Below are 18,303 nucleotides of genomic sequence, written 5' to 3'. Positions count from 1 at the left end.
TAATATAAAACAAAAATATGAGCTTAGAAATCAAAGTACCTGCCGTAGGAGAATCGATCACAGAGGTGACCTTGGCACAATGGCTAAAACAAGATGGCGATTACGTTGAAATGGACGAAAACATCGCTGAATTGGAATCCGACAAAGCAACTTTTGAATTACCTGCAGAAAAGGCGGGGATCCTTAAAATTATTGCACAAGAGGGTGACACTTTAGAAATTGGTGCGGTAGTATGTACCATCGAAGATGGGGATGCTCCAGCTGGGGGTGCAGATAAAAAAGAAGAAGCTCCTGCTGCAAAAGAAGAGACAACTGCGCCAGCAAAAGAAGAAACTGAAAACTCAGATTCTTATGCTGCAGGAACAGCATCTCCGGCTGCAGCGAAAATATTAAGAGAAAAAGGAATCGACCCGTCTACAATCAAAGGTACGGGCAAAGATGGTCGTATTACCAAAGAGGACGCTGAGAAAGCGCAGGCTAAACCTGCAACACCTAAAGCAGAAAGCAAACCTGACACGGGGTCAGCTGCATCTACTCCGGTTGCTGCTGCCGGCTCACGCAATGAACGTCGGGAAAAAATGACGTCGCTCCGTAAAACAATCGCGAAACGTTTGGTAAGCGTGAAGAATGAAACGGCGATGTTGACTACTTTTAACGAGGTAAACATGCAGCCTATCATGGATCTTCGTGCAAAATACAAAGACGCCTTTAAAGAAAAACACGGTGTCGGTTTAGGTTTCATGTCCTTCTTTACGAAAGCTGTAACCATGGCCTTGAAGGAATGGCCAGCGGTTAACGCGCGTATAGAAGAAAACGAAATCGTTTATTCAGACTTTGCCGATATTTCTATTGCGGTATCTGCTCCTAAAGGTTTGGTGGTTCCGGTTATCCGCAACGCGGAATCCATGAGTTTGTATCAAATTGAAAAAGAAGTTATTAATCTTGCAACAAAAGCACGTGATAACAAATTGACTATTGAGGAAATGACAGGTGGAACATTTACGATCACCAACGGTGGTGTGTTTGGTTCCATGATGTCTACACCGATCATCAACGCTCCTCAATCGGCTATTTTGGGCATGCATAACATCGTGCAACGTCCAGTAGCTGAAAATGGGCAAGTGGTTATCCGTCCGATGATGTATATTGCATTATCGTATGATCACCGTACCATTGATGGTCGCGAATCCGTAAGCTTTCTCGTTCGTGTAAAGCAATTGCTGGAAGATCCGGCAAGGTTATTATTAGAAGTATAAATAAATACCTATACGCTCTAAAAGGTCGTCTTCTTCTATAGAGACGACCTTTTTTCTGAAAACACGTTTTGCTATGGACAACTATTGCTCATGAAAGAATATATACTCGTTTTAACTATTGCCCTCTTGTGCTGTGGCATTACCTCGATATCCAAAGCACAGCAACAAATGGGTTTAGAAGTCGATTTCTTTGGATATGTTGATAATAGAGAATATAAATCCAGTTACACAGAAGACAAGACTTTCCTAGGCACCATTTTATCGCCTAAACTGTATTTTGCCTTAGACAGCAACCACCGCATTTATGGCGGGCTTCATTATAATCAGGACTTCGGCATAAATAATGAAAATAAGGAACGTATCTCCCCTATTGCTTACTATAATTTCAGCAATAAAAATATCGATTTTGCGTTAGGACACATGCCCCGTCATGAGCGATTGGCGGATGTGCCCAGAATGGTACTGGCCGACACCTTCTTCTATGAGCGTCCAAATATAGAAGGTATGTATTTTGCTTTCCGCAACCAATATATGAAGCAGGCAATCTATATCGATTGGCTAAGCAAACAAAGCTATCATCAGCGGGAACGTTTTGTAGTAGGCCTTTCGGGAAAATATACTTTCAGCAGCTTCTATGTAGCCGACGATGCACTACTCTACCATAACGCAAAAACGAGCAATGTGGAGCTTGAAGATAATATACAGGATAATGGTATCGTAATTCTACGTATAGGTGCTGATTTAAGCCGTAAGACATTTTTGGACTCGCTGACGATAGAGGCCGGTATGGCCATTGGCTTCGACCGTGTACGCAACGAGTATGATCTCCGTGTAGCTAAAGGTTTTATTTCAAACCTACATCTAGGCTATAAGCAATTTTTCGTTAGCAATACGTTATATCTCGGGGAGGCACAGCATCTTCCTAATGGCGATTCCTTTTATCACCGGAACACGTACAACCGTCTTGATTTGGGTTGGACACCTTTCCGACGAGGAAATCTAGAAGGGAGGTTTACGGCCTCTTTCCATTTCGCCCCGGATCAACTCAGTAACCAACAAGCATTTACCTTACGATACCGATTCGGAAAAGTCTTGTTTTAATACCTCCTTACTTATGGCGCTGTCAAATCATTGTGGATCATACGGTTGTTGTATTGCTGGATAAAAGCTTTTAAGCTCCGCTCCAAGCTATCCGCAACTTGTGGCTTCATTGACAACAGATCATGCTGCTCCAGGCGGTCCTTTCTCAGGTTGAATAAGGAAAGAGGCTGTTCTCCATCGTGCGTCATAAAATAATCATCTTGAAAGAAACAATAGGTACCACTAATGTTATTCACTAAGAAATTATTTCTATCACTGGAAAAAGCATCAAAACCAAACGAAAAATACGGCTTATTATACCCGAGATAATTCAATACCGTAGGCATAATATCGATTTGCTGTACCAATTTATCGGAAACGCCCTGCAGATTATCATCGCTCGGCTGATAAAAGATAATCGGAATGGCTACGCTATTGGCAGATGTCTTGTATTCAGGCAAATGGCTTACGGTGGCATGGTCGGCGCAAATAACAAATAGTGTATTGTCAAACCAGGGCATCTGCGAGGCTGTCTTAAAAAACTGTCGTAAAGCGTAATCCGTATACCCCACAGGTTCTTGCACCGGAAGCGGACCTTTGGGAAATTTTCCTTCGTATTGAACAGGCACTTTAAAGGGGTGGTGAGACGATAAAGAAAAAAAGCCGGCAAAAAAAGGCTGTTGGAGATTGTTCAGCTCTTTCGCCATAAACTGCATGAAAGGTTCATCCCAAATACCCCATATCCCATCGAAGTCCTTGTCATTATTATACTCGTTCTTACCAAAATAATGTTGAATTCCGGCGAGCTGCATATACGCCGAAAACCCCATGCTCCCATTGGGCGCCCCATGAAAAAAAGCCGTTTCATATCCCTCATTACCCAACAGCTTCGCCATGCTCGTCGTTTTATTTCCAGAATATATCGATAAGACAAAAGGCTCACCTATCGATGGGATACCTGTAATAACCGAGGGCAACGCATCAATGGATTTTCTACCATTCGCAAAGGATCTGGAAAACGTATAGGACTCTCCAATCAACGAATCTAAAAACGGGGTATATCCTTTGTAACTCCCTCCTTGTATATCTTTATTCAGTGCGCCGATATGTTCTTTTGCAAAACTCTCTAAAATCAAGACCACCACATTCATTTTCTTAAAATCGGCCGTATCATTGGGTTGATGAATAACGGGATAAACGTTCTGCAGTTCTTCTTCGGTATAAAAATGAACTTCTTTAAACTGAACAGCTTTTAGCGTCTTTAAGATACTAAAAGGCGTATTCAGCACAATATTCATTTCTTCCGGATTGTGTACATAGTCACCCGCATTGCTCAATGTGATCGGACGCGTGCTGTGTGCCCATCCGCCACGTACGCCTCCTATAAATAGAAATGCGACGAATAGAAATAACCCAGTATGCGCGATATAAAATGGGAATGAAAGTTTCCGAGGACGGTATATAATAACTATACGGGCGATGGCCCTCACGACAAAAACCAAAGCAATAAAAAACAACACGAGCCACCAATATCCCCAGACGAAATCAAAAGCTAATTTACTAAGATTCTCTTCGTTCGCAAATTGACGAAATACCGTTCCCGTTGTTCTCTTTAAGGTAAACGGATAATACGCATAATCAATCACATTGAGTGCCACGCCGAAACTATTGGTCACGATAAAGATCCAATGCGCTATTCTTTGATAACGACGTGCATATTTGAATGTGAACGGTATGGCCTGCATTAAAATATAGAGCATATTTAAATATAGTAATGCAACCACATCAAATTTTATCCCACCCCACAACATCAAAAGAAAATCATTTGTCGCCACATTGGGAAATAACGAGCTATTATAAACGTAAAATCCTATGCGCAGTAGGGCATATAAAAGTAACAACAGGAGAAATTGAATAGTTAATAACCAAAAGGTATTCACTAAATTATAAGACCTATATTTCATTCGTAGATAAAAAAGAAAACTTACGGCAGTTGTAAATTAACATAAAATTAACCACAAATTTACATAATAATAATGCAAATCAACGCATTCGCACAATTGCGGCTAATTCTGTATTTTTGCATTTCGATTTTTGAACGATTTACAATAATGAGCATAGCAAAAACTTATAACCCCAAAGAAGCGGAAGAAAAATGGTACTCTTATTGGATGGAGAATAATTTTTTCCGTTCGACACCGGATGAACGCGAACCCTATACCATTGTGATGCCGCCACCGAACGTTACCGGTGTGCTGCATATGGGACACATGCTGAATAACACTATTCAAGATGTACTGATCCGTCGTGCGCGTATGCAAGGCAAAAATGCCTGCTGGGTACCCGGAACAGATCACGCGTCGATTGCTACGGAAGCAAAAGTGGTTGCAATGCTTAAAGAACAAGGTATCGATAAAAAATCGTTGACGCGGGAGGATTTTCTAAAACACGCTTGGGAATGGAAGGACAAATATGGCGGCATCATTTTGAAGCAATTAGAAAAGTTGGGGGCGTCTTGTGATTGGGAGCGCACTAAATTTACAATGGATCCAGATTTATCCGAAGCGGTTATCGATACGTTTATTAAATTTTACAAAGAAGGTTATATCTATCGTGGGGTGCGGATGGTCAATTGGGATCCGCAGGGAAAAACGGCACTTTCGGACGAAGAGGTAATCCGTAAAGAAGTCAATCAGAAACTATACTACATTCGTTATAAAGTCCAAGATAGTGAAGACCATATTATTATTGCGACTACTCGTCCCGAAACGATCATGGCCGATACCGCCATCTGTATCAACCCGAACGACGAACGCTACCAACATCTTCAGGGGAAAACCATCCTTGTTCCGTTAGTAAATCGTGAAATCCCCGTTATCCAAGACGAATACGTGGAGATGGAATTTGGTACGGGCTGTCTAAAAGTGACACCTGCTCACGATCTGAACGACTATGAATTAGGACAAAAGCATAATCTGCCTGTTATCGATATTTTGAACGATGATGGGACATTGAATAAAAAAGCACAAATCCTGGTTGGCGAAGATCGCTTTATCGCCCGCAAGAAAGTAGTTAAAATGCTGGAAGAAGCCGATCAGATAGCGAAAATCGAAGATTACAAATCGCAGGTTGGTTTCTCAGAGCGCACGGATGCTGCTATCGAACCGAAACTCTCTATGCAATGGTTTTGCAAAATGGATGCATTGGCGAAGCCGGCCTTGGAATACGTAGAAAATGGAACCATAAAGCTGATTCCGGAAAAATTCTTTGCTTCATACAAGCATTGGATGGAAAATGTAAAAGACTGGTGTATTTCCCGTCAATTGTGGTGGGGCCAACGTATCCCTGCTTGGTACAATGAAAATAATGAATGGGTAGTTGCGAAAACAGAGGCAGAAGCGCTGCACGAATTTGAAGCACAAGACAAGTCTGCAAATGGTATCCGTCAAGAGGACGATGTTTTAGATACCTGGTTTTCATCAGGCTTATGGCCAATGTCTGTATTTGATGGTGTACGTCATCCGGAAAACGAAGATTTCAACTATTATTATCCGACCAATGATTTGGTAACTGCACCGGAGATTCTATTTTTTTGGGTGGCGCGTATGATCATCATGGGACATGACTATACACAGAAACCACCGTTCCGTAATGTATATCTTACGGGGATTGTCCGTGATAAATTAGGACGCAAAATGTCTAAATCACTCGGCAATTCACCCGACCCGATAGAGCTTATGGAACAATATGGCACCGATGGGGTACGTGTAGGGATGCTTCTCTCCTCTCCTGCCGGAAATGACCTCATGTTTGACGTGGCTTACTGCGAACAGGGTCGAAATTTTGCCAACAAAATCTGGAACGCATTTCGTTTGGTTAAAGGCTGGGAAAGTACGGATGCACCTGCGACAGTAGGACAAAAAACGGCAGCACAATGGTTCGAAAACCGTTTCAATCAGGCAGTAGCCGAAATTGACGAACACTTTGCCAACTATCGTCTTTCCGATGCCTTAATGGCTACCTATAAATTGATTTGGGATGATTTCTGTGCTTGGTATCTGGAGTTAGTAAAGCCAGCTTATCAAGCGCCTATTGAGAAAGAGACACTGGAAACGGTCAAAGAATTTTTCCAAAAAGTTTTAACATTGGCACATCCTTTTATGCCATTTCTGACCGAAGAACTATGGCACGACGAATTATTTGGTTCACGCGACACCAAAGATTGTGTTATCGTGGCCCAATATCCTACTGTACAAGCTTATGATGAGCAAATCATCAAGGAATTTACAACGGTACAGCAAATTATTTCGGAGGTGCGTAATGTACGAAACTCAAAAGGTATATCGCCTAAAACACCGCTTCCGTTAGCGATTAACAGCACCGAGATTGATTTTGCAAAATACCAAGATAGCATTATCAAATTAGCTAATGTTTCGGATTTAGCCTTCGTGCAAGAAAAGATAACCGGAGCTTTAAGTTTTCTTGCCGGAAAGAGTGAATGCTATGTAAAACTGGACACGGGAAATATTGATGTGGCAGCTGAGCGGGAACGTATTACAAAAGAAATCGTCTACCTCCAAGGATTCCTAGTCTCCGTAGACAAAAAGTTATCCAACGAACGTTTTGTACAGAATGCCAAACCGGAAATTGTAGATAATGAGCGTAACAAAAAAGCGGATGCCGAAGCAAAGATTAAGATTCTAGAGGAGAGTTTAGTTGCATTAGGATAATAACATTACTTATATTTATCACGATGAAAGCCCACACAACAAACTACAAGGATACATTCATTACGGTAGCGGATGACACTAAAGTAGCTTGTGGAACGATACCGCGATCCAAAGGGGATAAAAAGACGATTGCGGAAATGCAATATGAACTTTTGGCTGAAAATCCTTACAAATTCACATCCGATGATATACTGTTCCAGGTATTTGCGGATAGGAACGATTTAACGGAAGCTGCATACGAACAGGCCCGGAAACAATTCTTTTTTAAAGGACAGCCTTGCTTCCGGGCCTCCCCCCTCACCAAAGCATATGGGTTTGGTATCCATTGCGATGATCAGGGCAAAATGGCTATTTATGGTCTGGAAACCCCCGAATATAAAAAGTTTATTACCAACAAGCATTTAAAGCTTGTTAAAGCAATGAAATCCAGTAAATAAAAACCAAACCCATTTTCTGCTGTTCTTTTAGTAAAAACATAGGATTATGTCATATACTACATTTAAACAGCTTCATCAGGAAAATCAGATATTGGTATTAGGAAACGTATGGGATGCACAAAGTGCGAAAATTGCAGAAGACGCCGGTTTTAAAGCATTGGGAAGTTCCAGCCACGCGATTGCAAATCTCTTAGGCTATGAAGACGGCGAACAGATATCGGTAGACGAAATCTTGTTTATGGTCGAGCGCATCGTGAAAGCCGTTGACATTCCCGTATCGGTAGACTTTGAAGCGGGGTATTCCGATGATCCGGATACCGTTTCTAAGCATGTTCAACAACTAGCCAACCTCGGTGTAGTAGGGATTAATCTGGAAGATGGTAAGGTCATTGACGGCGAACGAAAGCTACAGGATGCACTATTGTTGGCAAATAAAATCAAAGCGATCAAAGCCACTACACCCCAAATGTTTATTAATGCTCGTGCTGATACGTACACAACCGAACATCCACAAGCATTGGAAGAATCTATCACCCGAGCATCTCTATATGAGAAAGCTGGTGCCGACGGGCTCTTCATTCCCCTTGTGGAAACAAAAGAAGATATTCAGAAAATTGTTTCTTCTACTCAGCTTCCACTCAATGTTTTCTTAATAGACACCCTACCCGACTTAACCACATTGCATCAATGGGGCGTAAAGCGGTTAAGTCATGGCGCAAAAATCTATGAATGGTTAGTGGAGAAGAATATAGATGTATTTCAATATTTTGTAAATGATCCTAGGCTTCCCAAATCGTAAACGAGATCAGGATCAAACCATAAAAAAATAGGAGGTGCAGGACCTCCTATTTTATTTTATACGATCCAACAACTTCTTCGCCTTTTCGTAAATTTTAGACGATGGATCAATGTTAGACAACCTCTGTTTTGCTTGTTCCGTTTGTCCTGACTCCATCAAAGCAATGGCCAAATAGTAACTAGCCTCTTGTTGGAAAACCGATTCACCATCTGCTAAAAACAGGAGATATTTCTGTGCGTCATCAAATTTTTTCTCGCCTATTAAGCTAAGCCCAAGATAAAATTGATATTGTAGAATTGCTTCATCAGCATGGTGTAATGCTAACAAAATTGGAGTACTCTCTTGATAATCTTTCGCATTAAAAGCTTCCACAGCACGTTCATAACTATCCGATTCGTTACTTTGGTTTCCACGTACAATTTCTGAACGCATTTCCGGCAATTCATATAATGCCGTATCGGACGGGAAGAAAACAAACTTCGCAACAATAAGAAGACAGGCTGCTGCAGCCAAAGGTATAAGCCATTGTTTCCAACGGATCACTTTTCCTTTCCGATATGTTGTTTCTACCTTTTTAAGATTGGTACGCAACGTTTCCTCGTCGGACGAAAGCCTTCGACTAAGTATATTGGTCATTTCTTTCTGCAACTTCAATTCTGCTCGAAATTCAGCATCACTTTCATAAAGTGTATCAAATAGTTGCTTATCTGTAGACGATAAGACTTGATCTATATAATCCTGAATAAGTTCTTCTCTCGTTTTCATCTCATTACTTTTTTAGCTATTCGCTTTAAAAAAAGGATGCGCTTTCACTCTTTCCCCCAATTTCGCCATACATTCACTTTTTTTCTTTCGGAGATATGCATACGTCAACCCAAGAGATATCGCAATCTTTTCTTGATTCTTTGATACCATGCAACGTTTAATAATTTCCTGACATCGCTCACCTAACGTATCGACAAGTTCCATCAATATTTTTTCTTTTTCGACTAGTGTCATATGTTCCCTATACACTGCTTGTGAATCATCTTCTATATCAAATACATAATTCTCTACATTTGTTACCTCTTTGTTTTTTCTTTTTTTTAATTCGTTCAGCCATTTTCTTTTGCTGACCAATAATAAAAAAGATTCAAAAGAGGTTGTCAATTGAAAATCTTTATATTTTGCCATGTGGTAAATATCGACCAAGGATTCTTGTAGCATGTCAAATCCATCGTCATCCGTTCCACTGTTGTGACGGATCAATGCAACTACTTTGTCGGCAAATTTCCGGTAGATATGCTGTATCCCCTCTCCATTATTCTGAAGCAGAAATTGAATATATTTTTGATCGCTATGCATGTAACTTGGTCAGTATTTTCACGTAATCACTGTGTATTAATAATATTTATCGCTCGGTTTCTTAAGTTTATAACAAATTACGCTATTTTTGGAAATAGTACAAAAGAATTTTACCAATTGGTAAGTTATGAAAAGAGCACTCTACTACCTACTTGTGGCCTTTTATAGCCATATTGCTTTGGGGCAGGATACTTTAGTGGTTCGGCAAGACACGTTTCCTTCGTCTATCCAAACGGAATACCTAACAAATAGTGTTAAGTTTACCCCGGTTATACGGCCTTTAGTGCCCATTCCGGGAGGTCGCCAGGCCTACTACACTTATTTATGGGATTTTGGAGACGGGCAATTCAGTACGCAGGAATCACCGGAGCACCAATATGAAGAGCCTGGAGAATACGATGTTTCCTTATATATTGTCAACAATTACGACAATGGCCCTCGGCCCAAGAAACCTAAAACGAAGGTGAAAGTAGAATCTAAACTAGCAAGTGCAGATAAACTTCCAAATATATTCGAACGTAATTTCTTCAAATCGAATGAAGTATTTCAACTGTTTAAAAATGCCAACGCCGTACCCGGCGAGGATATGTCATTGATCGTCGGTGTCAAACCAAGTGCCCCTAAGGGAAAAATCTTGGTGTTAACCAATGAAAAGCTTATCAATCCTAACGGCTTTGTCGTTGCAAATCAAAGCCGCTACCATAATGAAAATATTCTTTCTGTTGAACGCAAGAGAGAATTGGAATCCCTATGGGCAAATGTAACACATACCTCCATTACGCAAAGTGGTAGTCCCGATTATGGCATCCGGGAGGAATTAAATTTTACAGGCAATGAAGCCGCGCGTTTTTTCAACAGCTTGTTGGACGAATACAATACCGTGACGCAATATGAAATTGAGGGTGATGTAGGTGATAGCCAATTTTCCATTATCAATCTAGATATTACCCCCGAAATGCTTGCGGATACGAATGCTATCGTCACGGTTACCGGAATATATCTTGCGGAAGGCGGTAATCCGGTTATCCATAAACTCGACGTGCCCATCATCAAATCACATGACCCTAATAAAATGTCTGTAAGACCTGCTCTCCTAGATTATCGTTTACAGTTTAAAAAGAAAACACTGACCTATAAAGTACAATTTCAGAACGATGGCGAGGGTGATGCGAAGAACATCCGTCTGGAGATGTTTTTCCCCAATCAAGTGGATGTAAACACCTTTAGACTACTCAACCTCTATCCGCAATGCGATACCTGTTTAACCGATCAAGATTTGGGATGCTATACATACCAAATCAAGGATGACGATAAAATCATTTTCCATTTTCGTGGAATCGCACTACCCGGAACAGCTTCACCGACGATTACAGATCAAGATAGCACCAAGGGATTTATCCGCTTTACATTGAAATCACACAAAAAATTGCAGAACAAAGCACTTCCGAGCTATACCAATATCTATTTTGACAAAAACGATCCTATTCGCACCAATACGTCAACAGCCCGTTTCCGTCCTGGGCTATCACCGATAATTACATTGGGGCTAAACGCTCCCGCTAAACATCCCAATGACGAAATCGGTAAATTAACAAAAGGGCTGACTATTGGCTTAGGATTAGCCCCTATCGCTCCTTATAACAAACCTTATTGGCAAGTGGAACTTTATGCGAGTACTTTTGGAGTGGATTATGCGGCTTCATTTGCCGACCGAAAAGGGGAAATACAACTACCTAATGAAAGAGGAGACCTCATGTACTACGGATACAGTGGTTTAGACAGCTCAGCGACGAAAAAATATCTTAGCCTGCAAGTCCCTGTACAAATTCGTTACAATATCAGTCGATATATATCGGCAGGTGTAGGTGCGCTCGTCAAAACAAACGTTAATTTGCAGAATGATCAACAAGTAACCTATCACCTGATTAATGCTGGGGGAGAACGAACGGAACACACGGTAAATAGAAATGCTGAAAAAGAAAAAATATCACCCTTGCTACTCGCACCTTTAGTGGATCTAAATATAGGACGCACGTATTTGGGACCGGCATTCGGTATACGCTATCATTTTGACAAAACATATAAGAGCAACCTTAATTTCTATTTGATGTGGCGATTGTAAGATTATTCCTAATCGGGTTTATTTTTAGTTGTCTAGCCTGTAGGAATCAAGAAGTACGTGTGCTGGACAACACGCCGTCAGACTCCATAGCGACTTCCCTTATCGATTCGCTCGGAGAATTGGTATACGATCAGTATACTTCCTTTGAAAAACAGCCGGATCTCTTTCTCCAACCAATAGAAAACAAAGTGCTCAACGAAGCACAGAAAGAAACATATACTTGGATTTTGATCAACATGGGCTATAGCTTTCGGGAACACAGCCGTTTTTTAGCATCGATCAAATATTACGAAAAAGCTTTACTATACGATAACGAAAACAGCTTGTTAAATCGGGAAGACAGGTTAACGTATTTGTACAAACCACTTGCTAATAATTACACGGTAATTGCGGACTACGAAAAGGCGGAAAATCTACAATTAAAGGCTATAAATGAAACACAACACAACACAACAAAAGCATCGCTTTACAACAATCTTGCACTCCTGTATGTGTACAAGGGTGAACACGAAAAATCAAAAAATGCTGCACTTTCGGGATTAAAACACCATGCAAAAAACGATTATTTGCATGTTCTTTTGCATTATTCCTTATCCTCTGCGTATGCTACCTTGAACAATATCGATTCAGCCAAATGGCATACTAATTTTGCCCTTGAAATAGCGAATGCATTGCCTTTAGACGAAAATTTAGCGCTAAGCAAAATCCCTGTATTGGAACGAAAATCCATATTTCTATTACAAGAAAATCAAACAGATTTAAGTCGAAGATATCTCGTAGAAGCCTTATCTGTAGAAAAAAAGTTTTTTCCACATACCCGTTTTCGAGAAAAAGCAAATCTTTATAACACTCTTGGAGAGAACTTTTTACTAAAAGAGGAATTCACACAAGCTAAAGCCTGTTTTGAGAAAGCAAAGAAGCTGTTCGATGAGCACGTTACTTCACCTTCTATATCAAGTTACACCAAAATTTCCGTATTAAAAAACTTAGGTTTAGTTTATGCAAAACAACATATAGATTCCGCATTTTATCATTTTGAACAAGCGATCGAGGAAGATTTTGCTTTCCAACAAAATATTACGAGCAAAACCAGCCATATTACCGGAAACAAATGGAATCAACAGCTTTTAAGTCTCGTTTTTAATCACATCGGAAATCCGGAAAATTTTAGTCAGGCGAAACTAATCAAGCTTCTGTGGTTGACTGAACTAGCAAAAGGTCGTATGCTTTGGAATGACATTAATCGGACAACATTTTGGGAAAGCGACACGACAACACTAAGTCAAGGGATGAAAGCGCTCCAACAGCTCTATCTGATACGTGATAACTTAACCGATAGCAGCGACCTTACCGAGATAAATCACTCGATTCAATCCATGCTAACTGATTTTCAATTAGAAGAGCGGTATTTCACCAGAAAAGTGGCATTACCAAACTTTGAAACTTTTCAGCGACAGCTACGTGATAGTTTATCCCTAACATATTCCTATTTTATCCACCCTGATAGTACACTGTCCATTTTCAAAATAGATAGGGGTCAAATATCCTATATACGACAGAAAAGTGTAGGTTTACTGGATTCCATCATTCAATTTAAGACAGATTATTTCTCGACATCTCCCCATCGTTTCAACAACAATCCAAAACATTATTTTGCTAGCGCACAATACTTGAAGAACCAGTTATTGCCATCTCTCCCTTGCCGATATTCAACGCTACGGCTTTCCCTCCATAACGAGTTATACATCCTCCCTTTTGATGCACTTCGAGAATCTGACAGATTTTTAGTGGAAGACTTCGACATTCAATATGTTAATTCCCTTTTAATTAACGACTTGTATCCAAACACATCATTTCATGATCTTCAAATCAGTATATTATATCGCGATAAATACCCCCCTCCACTAGCTGATCTTCATTTTGTGAGAAAAGAGGTGGAAAACCTTCAATTACATTATAAGACGAGAATTTTCTCTTATCAAGATTTACCTACACCCTCTATTATCCATATTGCTGCCCATACAGTTGTTACACCGCAACAGGAAGCCAGACTACTTCTCCATCAAGCTATTTCTGCCGATCAACTTCGCTATTACCATATCAATTCACCTCTTGTGGTTCTTTCAGCCTGTAATACAGCTTCAGGTAATCTTCTTCCTTCTGAAGGATTGGAAAGCATCAATAGAGCATTCTTAAGCAAAGGAATTCCGGGAGTAATGGCAACACATTGGTTTGCTAGTGATGACGCTATGCTAGGTATTATGGCAAAATTCTATGAGGAGTTGACGATACACAAAAAGCCCATTCATGCTTTAGCGGAAGCAAAAAGAAAGTATCTTTCCGAACAATCCGCGTTAGGTGCAAATCCTTGGTATTGGGCCAATATCGCCTATACCGGAATAGATATAAAAGTAGACTTGCATAAATATACAAGTCTACAGCAATTTGCATGGAAAATCTTAATTGCTTTCCTTGTGCTAGGTATCTGCCTCTATGGCATATTACGGTTTACAAAGTTTAAAAACAAACATTATAAACCCCACCATAAACATCAGAAATGATTCATTCGGTATCATCCCCTGCTGTATGCTTTCATGGCTTCCATGAGGCACGTCAAAATTCTTTTCCATAATTTAAATCATTTGATATTTTATACCTCTTTTTCTTTTGTAGCGTTTGATGTCCTTTTCTAGAACAATCATCCTCGATAAAAGTTTTTCCATAACGTTAATTTTTTTTAGTGAATAAATTTGTTAAACTCGTAGATATATCAGCTAGTAACTGAAAATGTTACCATCCAACGATCAAAGAATTAAATTCACACATTTTCACCGAGTGCTACACTGTTTTTACCGAGAAATGTATTAAGCACACCTATTCTACCTACGGTTGTATTTGTAACTAGACTATCTTTGGAGTATACAAAAAGAGATAAATAAATAACTACATTAAAAGAACATCATGGAAACAAAAAAAACATTCACTGTAAACAGCGACAACATCTCCGACGCCTTTCAGAAAATCACGTATTGGATTCAAGAGACAAAGGTCAACATAACGTCGAAAACAGGTAAACCATACATCCAACTTCCTTTCATTATCGCTTTTGTGATCGCAATACTTGTTCCTTTTGCCCTAATAATCGGTATTATTTTTGCTTTGACTTTTGGAATAAATATTACGTTTGAGCGGGAGCACAAAAAAGAAACATCTATTCAAAACAACGAAATAGAACCTTATTAAAAAAAAGAATTCAGAAAATATTAAAATAATAATACGATGATATTGATTGCAGTCTTGTTCCCTTGGCTATCGTTCTTTTTGAGAGGAAAGATATTCATTGGTTTTATCTGTCTTTTCTTACAGTTTACATTAATCGGTTGGTTACCTGCGGCGATATGGGCTGTAGCTTCCCGTATCGATGAGAAAAATAAGAATCGCATCCGACAATTGGAGAGACAAATGCAACGTCCGATATATTATGAGACAAAATAAAGGGGCGAGAATCGCCCCTATTTGTTATCTATCTTGTCTCACAAAATCACCACTCACGTTGAAGATCAAATCAGTATCCGAAACCACTAAATCCACATCAAACCCCGAAGCTATCTTTTCAATACCATTGATACCGTCATTAGGATGATTATCCTCTACATAATCCACAATTTTAGGTAAAATAAAACCTGTCGGAATATATATCCCGTCATCTCCATCTACTTCCATCCAATTACCATCAGCATCGAAGTCTACTTCAATTTGACTGCCTGGCTCACCAAGCTTTACAGAATAGTTTTTTCCTTCCTTTTCAACTCGCGAATAAGATTTTCCTGCAAAATACTCCGAAATGAAATCTTGAGATTTCTTTGGTAATTCTGCTTCTGAAATCACTTTATCGTCATCACAAGAAATAGTGGAGAACGATGTTATTGCCAATAAAGACAATCCAAATAGTGTTTTTTTCATTATATATAATCTAAAATTTGTTAATCATCAACTCTAATAAACTCACCTTTTTTTGAAAATTCCAAATCAAGTCCGTTTGAAATCTCCACTTCATATCCATTTTTTTGTTTCTTCACCTCTTTTACAAACGTATTTGGAAAGCTTTTATGGATATACTGGGAAATTGCTAGCGGAATAACTTGTATGGGCAAGGCGACTCCTTTCATCTCTATTTTTTCCCATTCTCCATCCGAGTTAAATTCAATTTTTGAGCCATTCTTCAAGCGTACTTCATACTCTTTTTTGATAAGATATTCTGTATCTATGATGACTGTCGTAACATCGTTTTCTGAAAAATGCTTTTTCACGAATGTTTGGGCTTTAGTAGGCAGTTTTGCAAATGATATTACTTTATCTTGCGCAGAAGCGTTCGATACGATAAATAGCAACAATATCATTGCGGTTATTTTTAATGACATTTTCATTTTTAATACATTCTTTTGATACTACAAAAATTGTATTTGATTTAGGAAAAATTTAGGAACTGGAATAATGTTATTTATTTTTTCAGCGAAAATACATGCCTATTATCCTCAAAGCGATAATTAATCGACAACTCGGGATAGGTATCGACAATAGATTTCACGATAGCAAGTCCCAGACCATTCGATTGGCTATCCTGCGTCCCTTTATGAAAGCGGTTAAAAATTTTTTCTTGATCTAAAGAAACTTGATTTCCTGTATTAGTGATAGAAAGCTGATTATGTTGTATATGTACAGTTATTATTCCCCCATTTATATTATATCGTATGGCGTTTCGGAACAAGTTAGAGATCAATACAAGTGCCAAATCTTTGTTCATCGATATATCGAAAATCCCATTTTCCTTCAGCTGTAGTGTTATATCTTTAAAAGACAAAAAATCTTGGAAATCTGCACTGATCTCCTTTACCAGTTGATTTAGATTAAGCTGTTTAACATCTTTATATTGTTTATTCTCAATTCTCGAAAGCATTAACAACGCTTTATTCAAATTCACCAATCTTCGTAACGATGATTTTGATTCCGCTAACTGTGTCAGTTGGTCTTCGGAGAGGGAATCGTCCTCCATTAACATTTCCAATTTATTAATCGTGATGGCTAAAGGTGTTTGCAGCTCATGTGCAGCATTCTCAATAAAACGCTTTTGCTCATCAAACACTTCCTCATTCCGTCGCCACATCCGATGTATCTCCTCATCCAATTGATTAAATTCCATAATATTGGTGGATACAGGCTTTAGATAATCCTTTTTCCCAAAGCGATAAAGATTTAAGTTCTCCAAAATAATTCGAAATGGGCGCCAAGCTCGTCGAAGAGCCGATTCATTAATTAAATATACGCCCAAAACAAGCACAAGGTATAAAACTAGGAGTGCCGTAGTCAGATTTAGTATCAAATCGTCTTCCTCGACAGTAGATGTACGGATTTCCAAATGATAAGGTTTCTGGTTTGGTGCGTAGAAGCCCGTACGCAACACCCGATAAGGTTCCATTTCATCGTCATAGGGCATATAGAAAAATTCATTATCAAGATAATTCTCCTCCGAAAAATCGTCATCATCACCAACCGGTGTAATTCGGAATTGGTTAATGCCATATTCATTTGTTTCCAGAAGGTTCGGGTCCTCGTACACCTCCCTTAGGATCAAGATCTTTTGGTTTTTCAATCCATCGTCTACATTATCGTATACCTCTTCCAGAATAAAGGCGTAAAACAATGCAGCCCAAATCGTGATAATAACGAGAAAAGCAATACTTAAATAACGTAACGTATAATTTTTAAGAGAGACTTGCATCGTATTATACCAATTTATAGCCTATGCCATAGACTGCCTGAAAGTCAACTTCTGCTTGATGGTTTTTGAGTTTTCGTCGTAAATTTTTTATTTGTGAATAGATAAAATCAAGGTTATCGGATTGATCAGCATCGTCACCCCAAACAGCTTCCGCAAGCGATGTTTTTGTAATTAGTTTTTCCGGACGTATCATAAAATAGTATAACAAGTCGTACTCTTTCCGGTTTAGCTGGACTTCCTCTGTTCCAATAAGAACTTTACGCTCTTCTGGAAATAATTTAACGTCTTTAAATTGAATAGCCTGCTCTCCATGATGGTTTCTTCGGCGGATAACTGTCTTGATACGGGCCAAAAGCTCCGCGAGGTGAAAAGGCTTTGCTAGATAGTCATCCGCCCCCAATTCCAATCCCTCGACCTTATCCTCCACCGAATCCTTCGCCGAAACGATGATGACAGAGTCATCTTTTCCCAATGCTCTCAACTCCGCTAACAGTTGCATGCCCGTACCGCCTGGCAGCATAATATCCAGTAACACACAGTCATAATCATAATTAGCCAATTTGGCGAATCCGCTCGCGTAATCATTAGCGGTTTCCACGATATATTTTTCACCTTCTAGAAATGATTTCATCACCTCACAAAGGTCTATTTCATCTTCTATAATCAGTATTTTCATCGTCAAACTAAACTACAATATTACTCTTTTATCATTAATAGTTCACAAAACTTATTTTTGTTTGTTAATTTGTATCGGCA

Annotated in this window: 16 protein-coding genes; 9 read left to right on the top strand and 7 right to left on the bottom strand. The window is 39.4% G+C overall.

Annotated features, from left to right (window positions below; genetic code table 11):
- The first annotated feature begins 17 nt into the window (after window positions 1-17).
- The gene (odhB, locus tag H8B06_RS01095) at window positions 18-1,256 is read left to right on the top strand and encodes a 2-oxoglutarate dehydrogenase complex dihydrolipoyllysine-residue succinyltransferase (RefSeq protein ID WP_190992429.1); all 1,239 of its coding nucleotides are present in this window, start codon (window positions 18-20) and stop codon (window positions 1,254-1,256) included.
- A 90-nt stretch (window positions 1,257-1,346) separates the two neighbouring features.
- The gene (locus H8B06_RS01090; protein WP_190992428.1) at window positions 1,347-2,357 is read left to right on the top strand and encodes a hypothetical protein; all 1,011 of its coding nucleotides are present in this window, start codon (window positions 1,347-1,349) and stop codon (window positions 2,355-2,357) included.
- 11 nt (window positions 2,358-2,368) lie between these two features.
- Here the strand turns inward: H8B06_RS01090 and H8B06_RS01085 are convergent, their stop codons facing one another.
- The gene (locus H8B06_RS01085) at window positions 2,369-4,300 is read right to left on the bottom strand and encodes an LTA synthase family protein (protein WP_190992427.1); all 1,932 of its coding nucleotides are present in this window, start codon (window positions 4,298-4,300) and stop codon (window positions 2,369-2,371) included.
- A 147-nt stretch (window positions 4,301-4,447) separates the two neighbouring features.
- Here H8B06_RS01085 and H8B06_RS01080 point away from each other — a divergent pair, with 147 nt between their 5' ends.
- From H8B06_RS01080 to H8B06_RS01070, 3 genes are read left to right on the top strand one after another with little or no spacing between them, the layout of a single operon-like run.
- Window positions 4,448-7,066, top strand: a complete 2,619-nt coding sequence (locus H8B06_RS01080) for a valine--tRNA ligase (RefSeq protein ID WP_190992426.1) — start codon at window positions 4,448-4,450, stop codon at window positions 7,064-7,066.
- A 23-nt stretch (window positions 7,067-7,089) separates the two neighbouring features.
- Window positions 7,090-7,503, top strand: a complete 414-nt coding sequence (locus H8B06_RS01075; protein ID WP_190992425.1) for a DUF6157 family protein — start codon at window positions 7,090-7,092, stop codon at window positions 7,501-7,503.
- Window positions 7,504-7,549: 46 nt separating this feature from the next.
- The gene (locus tag H8B06_RS01070; RefSeq protein WP_190992424.1) at window positions 7,550-8,302 is read left to right on the top strand and encodes an isocitrate lyase/PEP mutase family protein; all 753 of its coding nucleotides are present in this window, start codon (window positions 7,550-7,552) and stop codon (window positions 8,300-8,302) included.
- Between the two features lie 51 nt (window positions 8,303-8,353).
- Here the strand turns inward: H8B06_RS01070 and H8B06_RS01065 are convergent, their stop codons facing one another.
- Together H8B06_RS01065 and H8B06_RS01060 are read right to left on the bottom strand one after the other, a co-directional pair.
- Window positions 8,354-9,067, bottom strand: coding sequence for a hypothetical protein (locus tag H8B06_RS01065; RefSeq protein ID WP_190992423.1), 714 nt, complete (start codon window positions 9,065-9,067; stop codon window positions 8,354-8,356).
- Between the two features lie 12 nt (window positions 9,068-9,079).
- Complete coding sequence (locus H8B06_RS01060; RefSeq protein ID WP_190992422.1) at window positions 9,080-9,646, bottom strand: RNA polymerase sigma factor; 567 nt, start codon at window positions 9,644-9,646, stop codon at window positions 9,080-9,082.
- A 127-nt stretch (window positions 9,647-9,773) separates the two neighbouring features.
- Here H8B06_RS01060 and H8B06_RS01055 point away from each other — a divergent pair, with 127 nt between their 5' ends.
- The 4 genes from H8B06_RS01055 to H8B06_RS01040 all read left to right on the top strand — a co-directional run bounded on the left by H8B06_RS01055 (window position 9,774) and on the right by H8B06_RS01040 (window position 15,263).
- A complete protein-coding gene (locus tag H8B06_RS01055) occupies window positions 9,774-11,768 on the top strand; it encodes a PKD domain-containing protein (protein ID WP_190992421.1) in 1,995 nt (664 codons plus the stop codon).
- On the top strand, window positions 11,756-14,329 hold the full coding sequence (locus H8B06_RS20870; RefSeq protein WP_190992420.1) for a CHAT domain-containing protein: 2,574 nt from the start codon (window positions 11,756-11,758) through the stop codon (window positions 14,327-14,329). The genes H8B06_RS01055 and H8B06_RS20870 overlap by 13 nt, the downstream gene beginning before the upstream one ends.
- Before the next feature lie 400 nt (window positions 14,330-14,729).
- Window positions 14,730-15,011, top strand: a complete 282-nt coding sequence (locus H8B06_RS01045; protein ID WP_190992419.1) for a hypothetical protein — start codon at window positions 14,730-14,732, stop codon at window positions 15,009-15,011.
- 36 nt (window positions 15,012-15,047) lie between these two features.
- The gene (locus tag H8B06_RS01040; protein WP_130140964.1) at window positions 15,048-15,263 is read left to right on the top strand and encodes a YqaE/Pmp3 family membrane protein; all 216 of its coding nucleotides are present in this window, start codon (window positions 15,048-15,050) and stop codon (window positions 15,261-15,263) included.
- Window positions 15,264-15,287: 24 nt separating this feature from the next.
- Here the strand turns inward: H8B06_RS01040 and H8B06_RS01035 are convergent, their stop codons facing one another.
- The 4 genes from H8B06_RS01035 to H8B06_RS01020 form a co-directional block, all read right to left on the bottom strand.
- Complete coding sequence (locus H8B06_RS01035; RefSeq protein ID WP_190992418.1) at window positions 15,288-15,731, bottom strand: PepSY-like domain-containing protein; 444 nt, start codon at window positions 15,729-15,731, stop codon at window positions 15,288-15,290.
- Window positions 15,732-15,751: 20 nt separating this feature from the next.
- Window positions 15,752-16,195 (bottom strand): PepSY-like domain-containing protein, encoded by a 444-nt coding sequence (locus tag H8B06_RS01030; RefSeq protein ID WP_190992417.1) that lies wholly within the window; start codon window positions 16,193-16,195, stop codon window positions 15,752-15,754.
- A 74-nt stretch (window positions 16,196-16,269) separates the two neighbouring features.
- Window positions 16,270-17,547, bottom strand: a complete 1,278-nt coding sequence (locus tag H8B06_RS01025) for a sensor histidine kinase (protein ID WP_190992416.1) — start codon at window positions 17,545-17,547, stop codon at window positions 16,270-16,272.
- Between the two features lie 4 nt (window positions 17,548-17,551).
- Window positions 17,552-18,223 (bottom strand): response regulator transcription factor, encoded by a 672-nt coding sequence (locus H8B06_RS01020; RefSeq protein ID WP_190992415.1) that lies wholly within the window; start codon window positions 18,221-18,223, stop codon window positions 17,552-17,554.
- Between the last annotated feature and the right edge of the window lie 80 nt (window positions 18,224-18,303).

The organism is Sphingobacterium micropteri (assembly GCF_014692515.1).
In the GTDB taxonomy this organism is placed as follows: domain Bacteria; phylum Bacteroidota; class Bacteroidia; order Sphingobacteriales; family Sphingobacteriaceae; genus Sphingobacterium; species Sphingobacterium micropteri.
The sequence above is the reverse complement of the archived record's forward strand: the minus strand, read 5'-3'. Positions and strand labels throughout refer to the sequence as shown.